Origin of the sequence: Nocardia sp. NPDC051030, assembly GCF_040683015.1 — a bacterium.
Classification (GTDB): domain Bacteria; phylum Actinomycetota; class Actinomycetes; order Mycobacteriales; family Mycobacteriaceae; genus Nocardia.
This window is the reverse complement of record NZ_JBFBCD010000007.1, coordinates 194,601-209,096: the sequence shown is the minus strand read 5'-3', so window position 1 is coordinate 209,096 and position 14,496 is coordinate 194,601. Positions and strand designations below refer to the sequence as shown.

Sequence of the window (14,496 nt, the reverse complement as noted above, 5' to 3'; positions counted from 1 at the left end):
CTGAAGGCAGAATGTCGCCATGCGGACATTTGCTCGAATATTGCAGACTGCCGTTGCCGGGGCATTGGTCGTGGCAGTCTGCCATGGCGTCCCGGCCGCACCTGCCGCGGGCGCCCCTCCTATTCCCTTGCCCTGGCTGAATTCCGAACCCGATGGAGTGCACGCCCCGGGGGCGGCATTGGCGGACGGAATCACCGGCACCATGTTGTGGTCGCGAGAGGCGGACACCCAATTTCCGATCGCCAGCATCGCGAAGGTGATGACGGCACTGGTCGCGATCGGCGCCGGTGACCTCGACCGGGCCATTACCGTGCCGCCGGAGAGCATCGCCTACTGCGTCAGGAATGACGGAAGCACGGCGGGCCTGGCCGCCGGGGAAGTGCTCACCACGCACCAGCTCCTGTACGCGCTCATGCTGCCGTCGGGCTGCGACGCCGCCTACACCCTCGCCGAGGCCTACGGTCCCGGCCAGGAAGGCTTTCTCGACAAGATGAACGAGACCGCACGTCAAATGGGCCTGGCGGGAACGTATTTCGCCGACCCCAGTGGACTGCCCGTCCCCGCCGACGACTCCACCTACTCCACACCCGCGGACCTGGTGGCCCTGGGCCTGCGGGCGATGGTCCTGCCGGTGTTCCGTGAGGTCGCCGGGTCGGAGAGCTATCACCTGCCCGCCGGTCCGGGCAATCGCGCACACCACTGGCAGACCACGAATATGCTGCTGCGCCACTATCCGGGCACCATCGGCATCAAAACCGGATCCACCGACGCCGCGGGAGCGTGCCTGCTGTTCGAAACCGTCAGGGCGGGAATCCCATTGATCGGTGTGGTCCTGCACAGCTCACCCGGCAGCGGCGCCGCCGCCAAGGATGACGCCGAGCGCATGGTGAACTGGGCCTACGCCCCGATCTTCAGCGCACTGCCGATCGGATAGCGCCGCATCAGACTTCGGTGCGCACGCGCCGCCATCGCACTGCCCGCTCCGATCCTCGGCCGGGCGGCTCGGCCGACACGTGGAGTTCGTCGCCGTCGAGCCGCGCGTGCCGCTCCTGTGCGGTGCCGACCCAATCGGCGCGGGAGGCGACCACGATGTGATGGGTGAGCCGCCCGTCCCGGACATCCCAGCGTCCCGCGTAGCCCATATACGACGGACCCGGGCCGGGCCGGGTGCGCATCATGCTGACCGTGACGTGGCCGTCGGGTGTGTAGATCAGGAACCCGCTCGGATCGGGGCCGAGGGGACCGTCGATGCCGCGGCCATTGTCGGCCGCCGCACCGAATTCGACCAGCTGCCAGACGCCGACGAGGTCGTGGTCCATGGTTGTCACCCGAGCCTTCCCATCAGCGGAGCGAGAGTGCGGCCCGCCAGTTCGATGGTCCGTGGGTCGTCGCCGTCCGCGACGAGATTTACTGCCAGACCGGTGATTCCGTGCTCCAGCACCTCGGCCCGCAGGCGTGCGGAGATCTCGCCGGGACTGCCGACGAAGAATCTGCCGGTGGCCGCCGCGCGTTCCGCGTCGGTCAACTCGTCGATATCTGTGCCGGACTTCAGCATGAACTCCCGCAATCTGCGGCGGGCCTCGTCGCCATCCGCATCGATGATCATCGGCGCCGCGAAGCTGACCGGCAGGCTGCCCGGGTCGCGGCCGATCTCGGCGCAGCGTGCTCGCACGGCGGCCATCTTCCGAGGCAGTTCGTCGGGTACACACAGGATGTTCAGGTGATCGGCGTGTAATGCGGCCAGCGCGAAGGTCTTCCGCTCACCGCTACCGCCGATCAAGACCGGCAGATCATCGCGCATCCGCGGCTCGTTGACGGCGGACTCGGCGCGATACCACGTCCCTTGCGCGGTGGGGCGTTTACCGCGCAGCATCGGCACGATGATGTCCAATGCCTCGGCGAGGCGGCCGATTCGCGCTGCCGCACTGCCGAATTCGATGCCGTACATCTGATGTTCGAGTTCGAACCAGCCCGCACCCAGACCCAGCGCCGCGCGGCCGCCACTGATTACGTCGAGGGTGGTGACGATCTTGGCCAGCACCGCCGGATTCCGATAGGTATTGCTGGTGACCATGGTGGCCAGGTGAATTCGCTCGGTGGCTCCGGCCAGGGCGGCCAGGGTGGTGTAGGCCTCCAGGATCGGCTCGTCGGGCGCACCGACCAGTGGTGGCTGGACCAGGTGGTCCATGACGGTGAGCAGATCGAATCCGGCTGCCTCCGCGGCCCGCGCCTGGGCGACCAGCCGGGGGAACAGTTCGGCGGGCGGCACGTCGTGGTTGAAGAAGGGGATGTGGTAACCCAGGCGAAATGTCATGACCATTCCAGCTCGAATCGTAGTGGGAGGGAATCGATATGCGTTATCGCCAGCTGACCGGGCTGCGGTAGCGGGGAGCGTGCGAGCGGATGCGCCCGGCGGCCGGGCCGGGCGGCGTGCCGGAACCGCCGTGCAGCAGCGCCACCGTGAGGGCGGCCAGGGCGTCGTCGCTCAGTGGGTCGGCGATCGCGAAGAGCGAATCTCTGTTCTCGGGCATGATGTTTCCTTCGCTATTACTGGGGAGGGTTTCCGTGCTTGCGCTCGGGCGTCTCTATATGCTTGTGGCGCAACATCTTCAGTGATCTGATCAGCGCCACGCGGGTGTCGGCGGGCTCGATGACGTCATCGATGAGCCCGCGTTCCGCGCCGTAGTAGGGATGCATGAGTTCCTCGCGGTACGCGCGCACCAGCCGGGCCCGCTCGCGTTCGGGATCCTCGGCCGCGGCGATCTGCTTGCGGAAGATGACATTCGCCGCGCCCTCCGCGCCCATGACCGCGATCTCATTGGTCGGCCAGGCCAGTGCGAGATCGGTTCCGACACTGCGGGAATCCATCACGATGTACGCGCCGCCGTAGGCCTTGCGCAACACCACCGAGATGCGTGGCACGGTGGCATTGCAGTAGGCATACAGCAGTTTCGCGCCGTGCCGGATGATGCCGCCGTGCTCCTGGCCGACGCCGGGCAGGAAGCCGGGGACGTCGAGCAGCGTGACGAGCGGGATATTGAAGGCATCGCACATCTGCACGAAGCGAGCGGCCTTCTCGCTGGCGTGAATGTCCAGCACGCCCGCCAGCACCCGGGGTTGATTCGCGACGAACCCCACCGGTGCGCCGTCCATACGGGCAAGCGCCACAATGATATTGGTGGCCCATCCGGCGTGGATCTCGAAGTATTCCCCGTCGTCCGCCAGCTGCTCGAGCACGAGCCGCATATCGTAGGGCCGATTCCCGTCCGCGGGGACGATGGTGGCCAGGTCCTCGCACCGGCGTTCCGCCGGATCGGTGGCGGTGGCGGCGGGCGGTTCCTCGCGATTGTTCTGCGGCAGCAATGCCAGCAGATACCGCACGTCCTCGAGGCACGATTGCTCGTCGTCGTAGACGAAATGCGCCACCCCGGAGACCTCGGCGTGCACGTCCGCGCCGCCGAGATCGTTCTGGCTGATCCGCTCGCCGGTCACCGCGGCCACCACATCGGGACCGGTGATGAACATCTGCGCGGTCTCACGGACCATGAAGACGAAGTCCGTGAGCGCCGGGGCGTAGGCGGCCCCGCCCGCGCAGGGCCCGAGCATCACACTGATCTGCGGTATGACGCCGGAGGCGGCGGTGTTGCGCCGGAAGATCCCGCCGTAGCCCGCCAATGCGGTGACGCCTTCCTGAATCCGTGCTCCCGCACCGTCATTGAGCGAGACCAGTGGGGCTCCGGCCGCCAGCGCCAGATCCATGATCTTGTGGATCTTCTCGGCGTGCGCCTCGCCGAGCGCACCGCCGAACATGCGGAAGTCGTGGGCGTAGACGAATATCGTGCGCCCGTGCACGGTGCCCCAACCGGTGACGACGCCGTCGGTGTACGGTTTGCGGTCCGCCATGCCGAATCCCGTCGCGCGGTGTCGCCGCAATGGCTCGATCTCGACGAACGAATCCGGATCCAGCAGCAGTTCGATTCGTTCGCGCACGGTCAGCTTGCCCTTGGCGTGCTGGCGTTCGGTCGCGGCCGGATCGCCGCCGGAATACACCGACTCCTTCAGCACGCGCAGTTCCGCGATGCGGTCCGGATCTGCCACATCGGTTGCGAGACTTGTGATTTCCCGAGTCATTCGCGTTCTCTCCCGTTCACGACCCGGTGCGGGTCAGGGTGCCGCCGAGTTCGGCGCGGGCCAGGCATTCCTCGGCGAAGGCGAGGGCCCGTAGGTGGTAGGACCGCGCGGTCGATCCCAGGCTGATGTTGTGCCCGGCATCCGGCTGCCGGTCGATCACCACGTGCGGCGAGTTCACCAGGCACGCCCGCAACTCGTCGAGCGCCTCCGGATCGTGCCGCCACCAGGTCTCGAACTCCGCGAACGTCATCCGCACCGGCACCGTGACGCGGTCGGCGAGGCGCGCGAACTGTGCCGGCCAGCGCAGTGCCTCCGCCAGTTCGCGTGGCGGCGTGGCCGTGACGGCCTCGCCACTGGCGCGGAAGGTGCTCGGCGGATACAGCCGCAGCGGCCCCCAGTTGCGGGAGCGCTCGCCCGCCGGATCGAGCGGAAAATCCACCGAGGCGGCGAATCGGCGACCACAGCCGGAGACATCCAGTCCGAGCAGGTCCCCGCCGATGGCGTCCGCGGCAATGGTGAGCGCCACCTTGCCGCCGAACGAATGCGCCAGCAGGAAGAGCCCCGCCCCCGCCGGATAGCGATTCTCGAAGTCCCGCAGGGCCTTGTGGATGGCCGCGGACTGGGCCCGCAACGAGTAGCCCGCCCCGGTCGCCGACTGTCCGTAGCCGGGCCGGTCCACGGCCAGTACGGCGAATCCGAGGTCGCGGCCCAGGGTGAGCAGCGACTGTCCCGGATGGGCCTGGCCGTCGAAGTAGCGGGAGTTCATTCCGGCCCCGTGCAGCGCCACGATGGTGGCCCGCGGCGCGGCGTCGCCGGGCAGTGCCAGCAGTGCCGAGAGCCGCATGTCACCGGCGTCGAGCACGACCGGCTCGATACCGGCCGATCGGGTGAGCGTGCTCACCGAGGATTGGCGCCGCATGCCGTCACCGACCGCTCTCCGCATAGTGTTTCGCGAGGGTGAGCGTGGCGGTGCTATTGGTGCTCAACGCATTACGGACGTAGTCCCGCGCCGTGGCCACGTTCGCGTCTCGGCCGAGCACCGCCGTGATATTGCCGGTGTTCAGCACCACGGTGTGCTGTGAGGAGGCGGCCACGCCGGTCTCGGTCGCCCGGAAGGTCCAGTACCCGGTGTGCAGGGTCATCAACTTGGGCATGGTGACCTGCTTGTACGCGATCTTGCGGTGCGGGAAGGTGACCCGATAGGACTTGGTGAGGTGCGTCGCGCCGTCGGTGGAACGGGTCTCCATCTCGAGGGTCTGCAGCCCATTCGCCGCCTCGTCCAATCGCACCGCGGCGACGTGCGGCAGCCGGTCCACCCACAATTGCGCGTCATTGACGAAATCGAAGGCGTCGGAGGCGGATCCGTCGATGTGCACCGTGTCCTCGAAGGAGAACATCGCCTCCGGATCCGAATCCAGGTGTTCCACAGTGGTTTTCAGGGCCGCCAGCTCGGCGCGTGAATTGCGGTCGACCGCCTTGTCGATCCAGCCGAGCTGATGGTCGGCGACGGCCCGGTAGTCGTGCAGCAACCGGACTCGGGAGCGGGTGTCCGATACCGCTTCGATCACCCACGCGCCGCCCATGGCGGCGATCGGTGCGGCGCTGACCGCCTGCCGGAAGTCGATCCGCAACTGGTCCGGATCCAGTGCGCGCCGCGAGGTCCAGTTCTTGACCTCGCCATTGGCGGTCGCCCAGATCCGGATGAGTTCCTCGCGCTCGCCGCGCTCCAGGTAGTCCGCGTAGATGGTGGGTCCGAAGAGCTGCGGCCAGCCCTCCACATCGGCGATGAGCCGGTAGATCCGGTCGGCCGGCGCGTCGATGGTGATCTGGTGTTCGACCTCGTGCTGTTCGGACTGTGACATGCCAAACTCCTTGAGATGGTATCGGTTTCGAGTCAGAAGTTGCCCAGGCCACCGCAGACGTTCAACGCCTGTGCGGTGATCGAGGCCGCGGTGTCGGAGGCCAGGTAGCCGACCATCCCCGCGACCTCCTCCGGCGTGCAGTAGCGGCCGAGCGGGATCTTGGCCTGGAACTTCGCGAGGACGGCCTCCTCGGTGGTGTTCTGCAGGGCCGCGTAGTTCTTGCGCACCTGATGTGCCATGGGCGTTTCGACATACCCGGGGCAGACCGCGTTCACGGTGATTCCGGTCGGCGCGAGCTCATTGCCCAGCGCCTTGGTGAACCCGACGACACCGTGCTTGGACGCGGAGTACGGCGCTCCGAGCACGACGCCCTGCTTCCCGGCGGTCGAGGCGATATTGATGATGCGGCCCCAGTTCTTCGTCCGCATGCCACCGGTATTGAGCACGGCGCTCGTCAGCCGGAAGACACTATTGAGGTTGGTGTCGATCACGTTGTCCCACAGGTCTTCCGGGACGTCGGCGGTGACGCCGCCGCCGCTGATTCCGGCATTGTTCACCAGCACGTCGATCTCGCCGAAGGCGGCGACACCGGCCTGTACGAACCGCTGCACCGAATCGGTGGAGCGGACATCGACATCGGTGCCGTCGGCGTCCAGGCCTTCCTCGCGCAATTGCTTCACCGTGGACACGACATTCTCGGCCGTACGCGCGCCGATGAATACGCGATGGCCCTGCGCGGCCAGCTGCCGCGCTACCGCGAGACCGATTCCGCTGGTCGCACCGGTGACCAGGGCGACACGAGTGGTGGGCTGGGTCATGATGAGTTCTCCTCGAGCTCGGGCGGCTACGCGGTGCGGGCGGGGACGCCCGCATTGACGGCGGTGATGAACGCGCGCGGCGTCAGCGCCTCGGTGAGCGTCGAATCATCGAGTGACACACCGAATTCGCGCTCCACCCGGCTGGCTGTCTCCAGCATGGCCAGCGAGTCGTAACCCAACTGCTCGAACTCGGTGTCGAGGATGTCGGCGTCCAGGTCGACGCCGTCGTCCACACCGGAGCCCTCCGCCAGGATGCGCTTGAGATGATCGAGGGTGAATTCTCTGTCGAACATGTGGAGCTCCTAGATGACTATCGAACACTGCTGTGAGACAAAGACTCTCGACGCTGAGAATCGGAACGAACGATCAGTGCGGAATTGAATCCGCCGTGGCCGCGGGCCAGTACGAGCGCGGTGTGTACCGCGAGGCGACGCGGTGCGCCGACCACGAGATCCAGCGGATAGCGCTGGGACGGTGCGATATTCACCGTCGGCGGGACAATGCCGTCCCGGATGGCCAGCAGCGCCGTCGCCACATCCAGCGATCCGGCACCGGAGTACAGCCGCCCGGTCATCGTTTTCGGGGCGGTGACCGGAACCCCGTGCGGCCCGAACACAGCGGAGATCGCATCGGCTTCGATGCCGTCGAGCTCCGGATCGGCGGCGGCATCGGCGAAAACCACATCCACCTCGGCAGGGCCGATACCGGCGTCGGCCAGCGCCGACTCGATCGCGCGGCGCAGCCCCGGTTCGCGGCCGCTACCCGGTCGCGGATCGAATGTCGCCGCGTAACCGGCGATTTCGCCGTAGCTCCGCGCACCGCGGGCCCGCGCGGCGTCGGCCGATTCCATGATCAGGATCGCGCCTCCCTCACCGGGCACCAATCCGGCCGCGCGATCGTCGAACGGCAGGTACGCGCTTGCCGGATCGACCGCGGTGCTGAGCCGACCGCTGCTCCACAGCCCGACCCAGCCCCACGAGCACAGCGAGGCATCCACCCCGCCCGCCACGATCACATGCGTACCCCGCCGAATCTGGCGGCGGGCATGGGCGAGCGCGTCGAGGCCACCGGTCTGCTCGGTGACCACCACCCCGCTGGGTCCCTTCATGCCATTGCGAATGGAGATCTGGCCGCTATTGACCGCGTAGAACCAGGCGAAAGACTGGTAGGCGCTGACATATTCACCGCCGCGGCTCCACAGGTTCTTCAGTTCGTGCTGACTGAACTCGAATCCGCCCGAGGAGCTGGCGGTGATCACACCCATATCGAATTCCGGCAGCATCTTGGGATCGAGTCCGGCGTCGGCCAGCGCCCAATCGGCGGCCACCAGCGACAGCCGCGTCACCCGATCGGTCTGCGGCAGTAGCCGACTCGGCAGCGACTCCTCGACCTTCAGGCCGCGGATCTCCCCGGCCAGGGTGGCCGGATAGCCGGAGCCGTCGAAGTGGGTGAGCGGCCCGATGGCCCCGTCCCCGTTCGTTGTCGCCGTCCAGAAGTCGTCCAGCCCGGTGCCATTGGGGGAGACGATCCCCATTCCCGTCACCACCGCGGCGGTCATGCGATGCTCCTGTCCGGTCGAGCGAGCACCATGGCGCTCTGGAATCCGCCGAAACCGCTACCCACGGTGAGCACGGCATCGGTGGTGTGTTCCCGCGCGGTCAGTGGCACATAGTCCAGATCGCATTCGGGGTCGGGTGTGTGCAGATTCGCGGTCGGCGGGACCACGTGGGTCTCCATGGCCAGCACCGAGGCCGCGATCTCGATGGAACCGATCGCGCCCAGGGAGTGACCCACCATCGATTTGATCGAGCTCACCGGTGTCCGATAGGCGTGCTCGCCGAGACTCCGCTTGAATGCCGCGGTTTCGTGCCGATCGTTCTGCTTGGTGCCCGAGCCGTGCGCGTTGATGTAGTCGATCGCGTCGCCGTTCATCCGCGCTTCGTCCAGCGCGACCCGGATGGCCTCGGCCATTTCCACGCCGTCGGGACGCAGACCGGTCATGTGGTAGGCATTGCTGCGGGTCGCGTACCCGGCGATCTCGGCATAGATGTGCGCACCGCGCGCCCGGGCGGCCTCCAGTTCCTCGAGCACGAACATGGCCGCACCCTCGCCGAGGACGAAGCCATTGCGGGTGCCGTCGAAGGGACGCGATGCCCGCTCCGGCTCGTCGAAGCGTGGAGTCGTGGCCTTGATGGCGTCGAAACAGGCCATGGTGATGGGCGAGATGGGGGCGTCGGACGCGCCCGTGATCATGACATCGGCGGATCCCTCGCGGATCAGCTCTACCGCGTAGCCGACCGAATCCAGACCGGAGGTGCAGCCCGAGGACACCACCGTGCTCGGCCCCTGCGCCCCGACCGTCAGCGCCACCTCGGCGGCGAAGGAACTCGGGATGAAGTAGTTGTAGAAGTACGGATCGGCGTAGCGATGATCCACCAGATCCAGGCGGCCGCCATTGCTGACGATCTTGTAGTCCTGGTCCAGGCGCATGGTCGCGCCGACCGCACTGCCCACCGCCACCCCGATCCGGTACGGGTCGAACGCCTCGGTATCGAGGCCGCTGTCGGCCAGCGCACCGCGTGCCGCGACGACGGCGAGCTGTGCCGCCCGATCCATCCGCCGCACCTCGTGCGGGGTGAGACCGTGTGCCTCCGGATCGAAGTCGATCTCCGCCGCGACCCGGGAGCGGAACGGGGTGGGATCGAAGAAGGTGATGCCGCGCGTGGCGGTCCGCCCCGCACTGAGCAATTCCCAGAACTGTTTGGCGCCGACGCCTCCCGGTGCGAGCACCTCGAGACCGGTCACGGCGACCCGGCGTCTGTTCCCGCTCACGCCGCCACCGTCCATTCGTAGAACCTGGCCGCGATGGCATCGGCGGGGGTGCGATAGGTCTGCGGGTCGTAGCGGTCGATGTAGTTCTCCAGCTCATCGCAGATCTTGATGAACCGCGGATCGGAGTCCCGCCACGCCTTGTCGATCAGCTGGAAGCCATCGACTCGTTCGAAGTCCTGGATATGGAAGTAGATGCCCTCGCGCGAGAACAGTTGGCGCCGACGGGTTCCCATGGTGACCGGGAAGTCGGTGGCGTCGAGTTCGGCGAACAGGCCCGCCACCTCGTCCGAGTCCTTCGGGGCCATGCGATTGACCACGATCGTCGAATGCAGGCCGATGACCGAGCCGGTGACGGTGCCCTGCCACAGGTAGAAGCGTCGCGGCGCACCGCGATCACCGTCGAGCGGATGGACGAAGGTGGCCAGGTCGGATCGGAAGCGGTCGGCCGCCGTTCCGGTCTCGTCGTCCTGCGCGTCCTTGAGGTCTCGGAGGTGAATGAAAAGGCCGTTGTACGAATACAATTGGCGGCGAATGAGTCCGCCGGAGACGGCGGCGGCGTCGTATTCGGCGAAAAGCCGGGCGACCGCGTCCGTCGAACCGTGGTCCATGCGACCCACGCTGACGATGGTGTCCATGTGCTGTATTGCTCCCATCCCGTTGATATTTCGATGCCTCGGCCGGCGATCCGGCACTCAATCCGCAATCCGGCACTCAATCCGCAATCCGGCACAGGGCGGTGCCCCCGCCGATGCTGTCGCCGATGCCCGCCGCCAATTCGGTGACGACACCGGATTTGTGGGCGGTGATGGGTTGCTCCATCTTCATCGCCTCGAGCACCAGGATCAGCTGACCCGTGTCGACTCGATCGCCCTCGGCCACCGCGACCTTCACCACGGTGCCCTGCATAGGCGCGCTCAAGACGTCCCCGGACGCCGCGAGCTTGCGCTGTCCACCCCGAACCGTGCGCCGCACAACAGGATTCGACGGCGTGCCCGTGGCGGCCCGCAGCGCCGCGGGCAGTGTGATCGGGATGCGGCGCCCGGCCACCTCCACCACCACGGTGTCGCGCGGCGACGGCTCCGCCGCGCCCTGCGCGTCCTGGTCGAATGGCGCGATGGTGTTGTCGAATTCGGTCTCGATCCAGCGCGTGTGCACCCGGAAGGCCGCCGAGGCGAAATCCGGGTCGGCCACGACCGCGCGATGGAAGGGCAGTGCCGTCGCCAGACCGCCGACCTCGAACTCGCGCAGGGCTCGTGCGGCGCGGCGCAGCGCCTGATCGCGATCGGCTCCGGTCACGATCAGCTTGGCGAGCAGCGAATCCCATGCGGGACCGACCACGCTGCCCGCCTCGACCCCGCTGTCCACCCGGATGCCCGGCCCGGACGGCGGTGCGAAGGTCGCGACCGTGCCGGGCGCGGGCAGGAAGCCGCGGCCGGGATCCTCGGCATTGATGCGGAATTCGATGGAATGACCGCGCGGCTGCGGGTCGTCGTATCCGAGCGGCTCGCCCGCCGCCAGTCGCAGCTGCTCGCAGACCAGGTCGAGGCCGGTGACCTCCTCGCTGACCGGGTGCTCGACCTGCAGGCGGGTGTTCACCTCCAGGAAGGAGATGCCGCCGTCGGCGGCCACCAGGAATTCGCAGGTGCCCGCCCCGACATAGCCGACCTCGGCGAGAATGGCCTTGGAGGCCGCGACCAGTTCGGCGCGCTGCGCAGGGGTGAGGAACGGCGCGGGGGCCTCCTCCACCAGTTTCTGATGCCGTCGCTGCAAGGAGCAGTCCCGCGTCGAGACCACCACCACGGTGCCGAATCGATCAGCGAGACACTGGGTTTCGACATGCCGCGGCCGGTCCAGATAACGCTCCACGAAGCATTCGCCGCGGCCGAAGGCGACCGTGGACTCGCGCACCGCGGACTCGAACAGTTCCGGGATCTCTTCCATCGAGCGCGCGACCTTGAGGCCGCGGCCACCGCCGCCGAATGCCGCCTTGATCGCCACCGGCAGACCGTGCCGCCGGGCGAACTCGGCCACCTCATCGGGGCCGGTGACCGGATCGGCCGTGCCGGGTACCAGGGGCGCTCCCGCCCGCTGCGCCACCTTGCGAGCGCTCACCTTATCGCCCAATTCGCGAATGACCGAGGCCGAGGGACCGATCCAGATCAGGCCCGCGGCCACCACCGCGTCGGCGAATTCGGCATTCTCGGCGAGAAATCCGTATCCGGGATGTACCGCGTCCGCGCCCGCCCGATCCGCCGCCGCGAGGATCTTCGCAATATCGAGATAAGTCGATTCGGGGGTGTCGCCGCCGAGCGCGAAAGCCTCGTCCGCCAGCCGGACGTGCGGGGCGTCGCGATCGATATCGGCATAAACGGCAACACTGGGAATATTCGCATCCCGGCAGGCTCGGATAATTCGAACCGCGATTTCGCCGCGATTGGCAATGAGAATCTTGTGCACACCAGCCTCCGCACATATGGCATGTTATTCCGCCGTTGGATACAGCCTCTCCCGCGTCGGACAGCGGCACAAGATCACGTTATTCAGTTCTTCTACATGTTCGATACCGTCGGTCGGAGAATCTCCAGTGGTTCCCAGCCCAACGTCAGAGGAATGTCAGGAACGTATTCCCGGGGTACCCAATTTGAATCCCACCCCACGCACGGCCACGATCCAATCGGTATCGCCGAGCTTGCCGCGCAGACTGCTGACGTGGGTGTCGACCGTCCGCCGCGACCACGAGTCCCCCCAGACCCGGTGCATGATGTCCGCCCGCGAGACGACCGCGCCCGGATGCTCGGCCAGGATCGAGAGCAGTTCGAATTCCTTGCGCGTCGTCGAGACGTGCCGGCCGCGCAGAGTGATCTCGCGGGTGTGCGGATCGATACGCAGCCCGCCGACCTCGATCACACCCGCGGTGGACCGGGACGCCGGCTGGCTACGACGCAGCACCGCGTTCATCCGAGCGATGAGTTCCTGGAATCCATAAGGCTTTCCGATATAGTCGTCGGCTCCGGCTTGCAGCCCCAGCACGCAGTCCAGCTCGGAGGCGCGCTCGGTCACCACGATGATCGGCGTATCGGTCATCGCCCGGATCGAGCGGCATACCTCCAGTCCGTCCAGGTCGGGCAGTTCCAGATCCAGCAGGATGACATCGGCGTCACCGCTGGCATCGATCGCCGCCTCGCCATCGGCGGCACTCATCACCGTGTGGCCCTGCCGGATCAGTTTCTGAGTGAGCGCCGCGCGCTCGGTGTCATTGTTCTCCACCAACAGTATTCGTTGGGCCCGCGCCTCGATTGCCTGGCGATTGCCTATCTTGGCCGACAATCCTGGTACAGGGGTGAGAATATTCCCGGTGGAGGTCGAGGCCAGCCGATGTGGTGAATCCCGGATGTCCGACCCTGCCGGATTGCGATCAAGAGTTCTCCCGCGAATTGCAGACATTCTCTGTTCCATTCTCTCGTGAACCCACACGAGGCCGACTCGTGATCAGCCGTCGCATGCATCCGATGCAAGACATCGCCGCCGGAACATGGTTTCCGCCCCCCTGATGCTCCGATTTCATTGCGATCGAAGAAAACTTGATCGCGGGCGCGAATCCACTATCCTCCCGCTCGGATTCTATCGCAAGCCAAATTTAGCGCTATTGTGACTCGCTTCACAAGCGCGTAAGTGATTCACTATTCTGAGAATGGTTGCGGTTCATTTGCCTTGAAATAGGCGAAAGGGCGCAAAAAGAATTGCACGCGGCGCGAGCGAATGAATTGATTCCCGGCGATATCGCAAGGGAACTCTGTATTCAATTCTGGTGCGGGCGACGGCGCGGCTACCGGCCGAAATCGGACCAGCCGTGCCGGAGCCGATCGAAGATCGCCCGCAGTGACGTCTCCGGTGACGGGTTCATGCCGGCCAGTAGCCGGGTGTCGAGTGCGAAGCGCGCGAGCGCGGTCGCGGCCGGGTCGCCCGGGGGCAACTGGGCCTCTTCCGCGATGGCGGTCGCGAGGCTGCGCTCCCACCGGCGGTGCATCCGGTCGGCGTATTCCTGTAGTGCCGGTGTGGTATTCACGAGCGCGGTGAAGTCTGCGGGCGTGGGGCCGTCGGCGGCTTTCGGTCGCGGTGCGCTCAGGTGCGTCTCGAGCGCATCGATGATCGAGACGTCCCGCGACCGGTTCCGCACGGCGGCGATGAGTGAATTCTCGAGATCGTCGTCCTGGTCGAAGACCAAGGCTTCCTTGCTGGGGAAGTAGGAGAAGAGGGTGCTGACCGCCACATCGGACGCGTCGGCGATCTCCGCGACGGTGACACCGTCGAAGCCGCGCTCCTGGAACAGGCGAAAAGCCACTTCTGCCAGCCGCTTTCGCGTCTGGGCCTTCTTGCGTTCCCGGAGACCTCGACCAGTCATGCCGTGAGTCTAGCGCAAAACTGTACTGACTACGATATCGTCGTACATGGCTACTTGATATTTGATCGCAGTCGCTCCGAATACGGACTTACTCCGGGTTTGACTGCCGCGCCGGAGGCGCCTCCAGTTCGTCCAGGCCGGTGCACGGGTTATGCCGTGGATCCACCAGGAAAGCCCGGATGTCGACACCGAGGGCCAGCGAGATACCTTCCACCTTACGGAAGCCGGGATTGCGAACCCGGCCCAGCCGGATGTGCGAGAGCTCGGCGGCGCTCATCGCATACCCCAGAGTCGTTGCCGCCGCGGCAATCTCGCGATTGGTGTAGCGACGGCCATCGCGCTCCTCGGCGAACTCGATGAGCCGATTGAGCGTGCGGGTGAGAGATTCGATCTCGCCCGCGCAGTCGCGATGTTCGTTCCATTCCTCATTGCGCACAACACTCCTTGTTGC

16 protein-coding genes are annotated in these 14,496 nt (G+C 66.5%); 1 reads left to right on the top strand and 15 read right to left on the bottom strand.

Going from position 1 to position 14,496, the window contains the following annotated elements; all coding sequences use genetic code 11:
- The first annotated feature begins 19 nt into the window (after positions 1–19).
- Positions 20–934, top strand: a complete 915-nt coding sequence (locus tag AB0N05_RS24565) for a serine hydrolase (protein ID WP_364698177.1) — start codon at positions 20–22, stop codon at positions 932–934.
- A gap of 7 nt (positions 935–941) precedes the next feature.
- Here the strand turns inward: AB0N05_RS24565 and AB0N05_RS24560 are convergent, their stop codons facing one another.
- The 15 genes from AB0N05_RS24560 to AB0N05_RS24490 all read right to left on the bottom strand — a co-directional run bounded on the left by AB0N05_RS24560 (position 942) and on the right by AB0N05_RS24490 (position 14,481).
- Complete coding sequence (locus tag AB0N05_RS24560) at positions 942–1,319, bottom strand: lipocalin-like domain-containing protein (RefSeq protein WP_364698176.1); 378 nt, start codon at positions 1,317–1,319, stop codon at positions 942–944.
- A 5-nt stretch (positions 1,320–1,324) separates the two neighbouring features.
- Complete coding sequence (locus tag AB0N05_RS24555; protein ID WP_364698175.1) at positions 1,325–2,314, bottom strand: TIGR03560 family F420-dependent LLM class oxidoreductase; 990 nt, start codon at positions 2,312–2,314, stop codon at positions 1,325–1,327.
- A gap of 43 nt (positions 2,315–2,357) precedes the next feature.
- Entirely contained in the window at positions 2,358–2,531 is a 174-nt protein-coding gene (locus AB0N05_RS24550) for a hypothetical protein (RefSeq protein WP_364698174.1), read from the bottom strand.
- Between the two features lie 16 nt (positions 2,532–2,547).
- Positions 2,548–4,131, bottom strand: coding sequence for an acyl-CoA carboxylase subunit beta (locus AB0N05_RS24545; RefSeq protein ID WP_364698173.1), 1,584 nt, complete (start codon positions 4,129–4,131; stop codon positions 2,548–2,550).
- 16 nt (positions 4,132–4,147) lie between these two features.
- Complete coding sequence (locus AB0N05_RS24540) at positions 4,148–5,050, bottom strand: alpha/beta fold hydrolase (protein ID WP_364698172.1); 903 nt, start codon at positions 5,048–5,050, stop codon at positions 4,148–4,150.
- A gap of 4 nt (positions 5,051–5,054) precedes the next feature.
- Complete coding sequence (locus AB0N05_RS24535) at positions 5,055–5,993, bottom strand: aromatase/cyclase (protein ID WP_364698171.1); 939 nt, start codon at positions 5,991–5,993, stop codon at positions 5,055–5,057.
- 32 nt (positions 5,994–6,025) lie between these two features.
- Entirely contained in the window at positions 6,026–6,811 is a 786-nt protein-coding gene (fabG, locus tag AB0N05_RS24530) for a 3-oxoacyl-ACP reductase FabG (RefSeq protein WP_364698170.1), read from the bottom strand.
- 26 nt (positions 6,812–6,837) lie between these two features.
- Positions 6,838–7,104, bottom strand: a complete 267-nt coding sequence (locus AB0N05_RS24525; RefSeq protein WP_364698169.1) for an acyl carrier protein — start codon at positions 7,102–7,104, stop codon at positions 6,838–6,840.
- A 17-nt stretch (positions 7,105–7,121) separates the two neighbouring features.
- Entirely contained in the window at positions 7,122–8,369 is a 1,248-nt protein-coding gene (locus AB0N05_RS24520; protein ID WP_364698168.1) for a ketosynthase chain-length factor, read from the bottom strand.
- Positions 8,366–9,643, bottom strand: coding sequence for a beta-ketoacyl-[acyl-carrier-protein] synthase family protein (locus AB0N05_RS24515; protein ID WP_364698167.1), 1,278 nt, complete (start codon positions 9,641–9,643; stop codon positions 8,366–8,368). Before AB0N05_RS24515 ends, AB0N05_RS24520 begins: the two co-directional genes overlap by 4 nt.
- The gene (locus AB0N05_RS24510) at positions 9,640–10,278 is read right to left on the bottom strand and encodes a TcmI family type II polyketide cyclase (protein WP_364698166.1); all 639 of its coding nucleotides are present in this window, start codon (positions 10,276–10,278) and stop codon (positions 9,640–9,642) included. Before AB0N05_RS24510 ends, AB0N05_RS24515 begins: the two co-directional genes overlap by 4 nt.
- Before the next feature lie 76 nt (positions 10,279–10,354).
- Positions 10,355–12,118: a biotin carboxylase N-terminal domain-containing protein gene (locus AB0N05_RS24505; RefSeq protein WP_364698400.1), complete on the bottom strand. Its 1,764-nt coding sequence runs from the start codon at positions 12,116–12,118 to the stop codon at positions 10,355–10,357.
- Positions 12,119–12,256: 138 nt separating this feature from the next.
- Positions 12,257–12,910, bottom strand: a complete 654-nt coding sequence (locus tag AB0N05_RS24500; RefSeq protein ID WP_364698165.1) for a response regulator transcription factor — start codon at positions 12,908–12,910, stop codon at positions 12,257–12,259.
- Between the two features lie 559 nt (positions 12,911–13,469).
- Positions 13,470–14,045 (bottom strand): TetR family transcriptional regulator, encoded by a 576-nt coding sequence (locus tag AB0N05_RS24495; protein ID WP_364698164.1) that lies wholly within the window; start codon positions 14,043–14,045, stop codon positions 13,470–13,472.
- An 88-nt stretch (positions 14,046–14,133) separates the two neighbouring features.
- Complete coding sequence (locus AB0N05_RS24490; protein ID WP_364698163.1) at positions 14,134–14,481, bottom strand: hypothetical protein; 348 nt, start codon at positions 14,479–14,481, stop codon at positions 14,134–14,136.
- Between the last annotated feature and the right edge of the window lie 15 nt (positions 14,482–14,496).

Bases quoted from the DNA above. Each gene is read 5' to 3' on its own strand.
- AB0N05_RS24565 (WP_364698177.1), top strand. From the start codon at position 20: ATGCGGACATTTGCTCGAATATTGCAGACTGCCGTTGCCGGGGCATTG.
- AB0N05_RS24560 (WP_364698176.1), bottom strand. From the start codon at position 1,319: ATGGACCACGACCTCGTCGGCGTCTGGCAGCTGGTCGAATTCGGTGCG.
- AB0N05_RS24555 (WP_364698175.1), bottom strand. From the start codon at position 2,314: ATGACATTTCGCCTGGGTTACCACATCCCCTTCTTCAACCACGACGTG.
- AB0N05_RS24550 (WP_364698174.1), bottom strand. From the start codon at position 2,531: ATGCCCGAGAACAGAGATTCGCTCTTCGCGATCGCCGACCCACTGAGC.
- AB0N05_RS24545 (WP_364698173.1), bottom strand. From the start codon at position 4,131: ATGACTCGGGAAATCACAAGTCTCGCAACCGATGTGGCAGATCCGGAC.
- AB0N05_RS24540 (WP_364698172.1), bottom strand. From the start codon at position 5,050: ATGCGGCGCCAATCCTCGGTGAGCACGCTCACCCGATCGGCCGGTATC.
- AB0N05_RS24535 (WP_364698171.1), bottom strand. From the start codon at position 5,993: ATGTCACAGTCCGAACAGCACGAGGTCGAACACCAGATCACCATCGAC.
- fabG (WP_364698170.1), bottom strand. From the start codon at position 6,811: ATGACCCAGCCCACCACTCGTGTCGCCCTGGTCACCGGTGCGACCAGC.
- AB0N05_RS24525 (WP_364698169.1), bottom strand. From the start codon at position 7,104: ATGTTCGACAGAGAATTCACCCTCGATCATCTCAAGCGCATCCTGGCG.
- AB0N05_RS24520 (WP_364698168.1), bottom strand. From the start codon at position 8,369: ATGACCGCCGCGGTGGTGACGGGAATGGGGATCGTCTCCCCCAATGGC.
- AB0N05_RS24510 (WP_364698166.1), bottom strand. From the start codon at position 10,278: ATGGACACCATCGTCAGCGTGGGTCGCATGGACCACGGTTCGACGGAC.
- AB0N05_RS24495 (WP_364698164.1), bottom strand. From the start codon at position 14,045: ATGACTGGTCGAGGTCTCCGGGAACGCAAGAAGGCCCAGACGCGAAAG.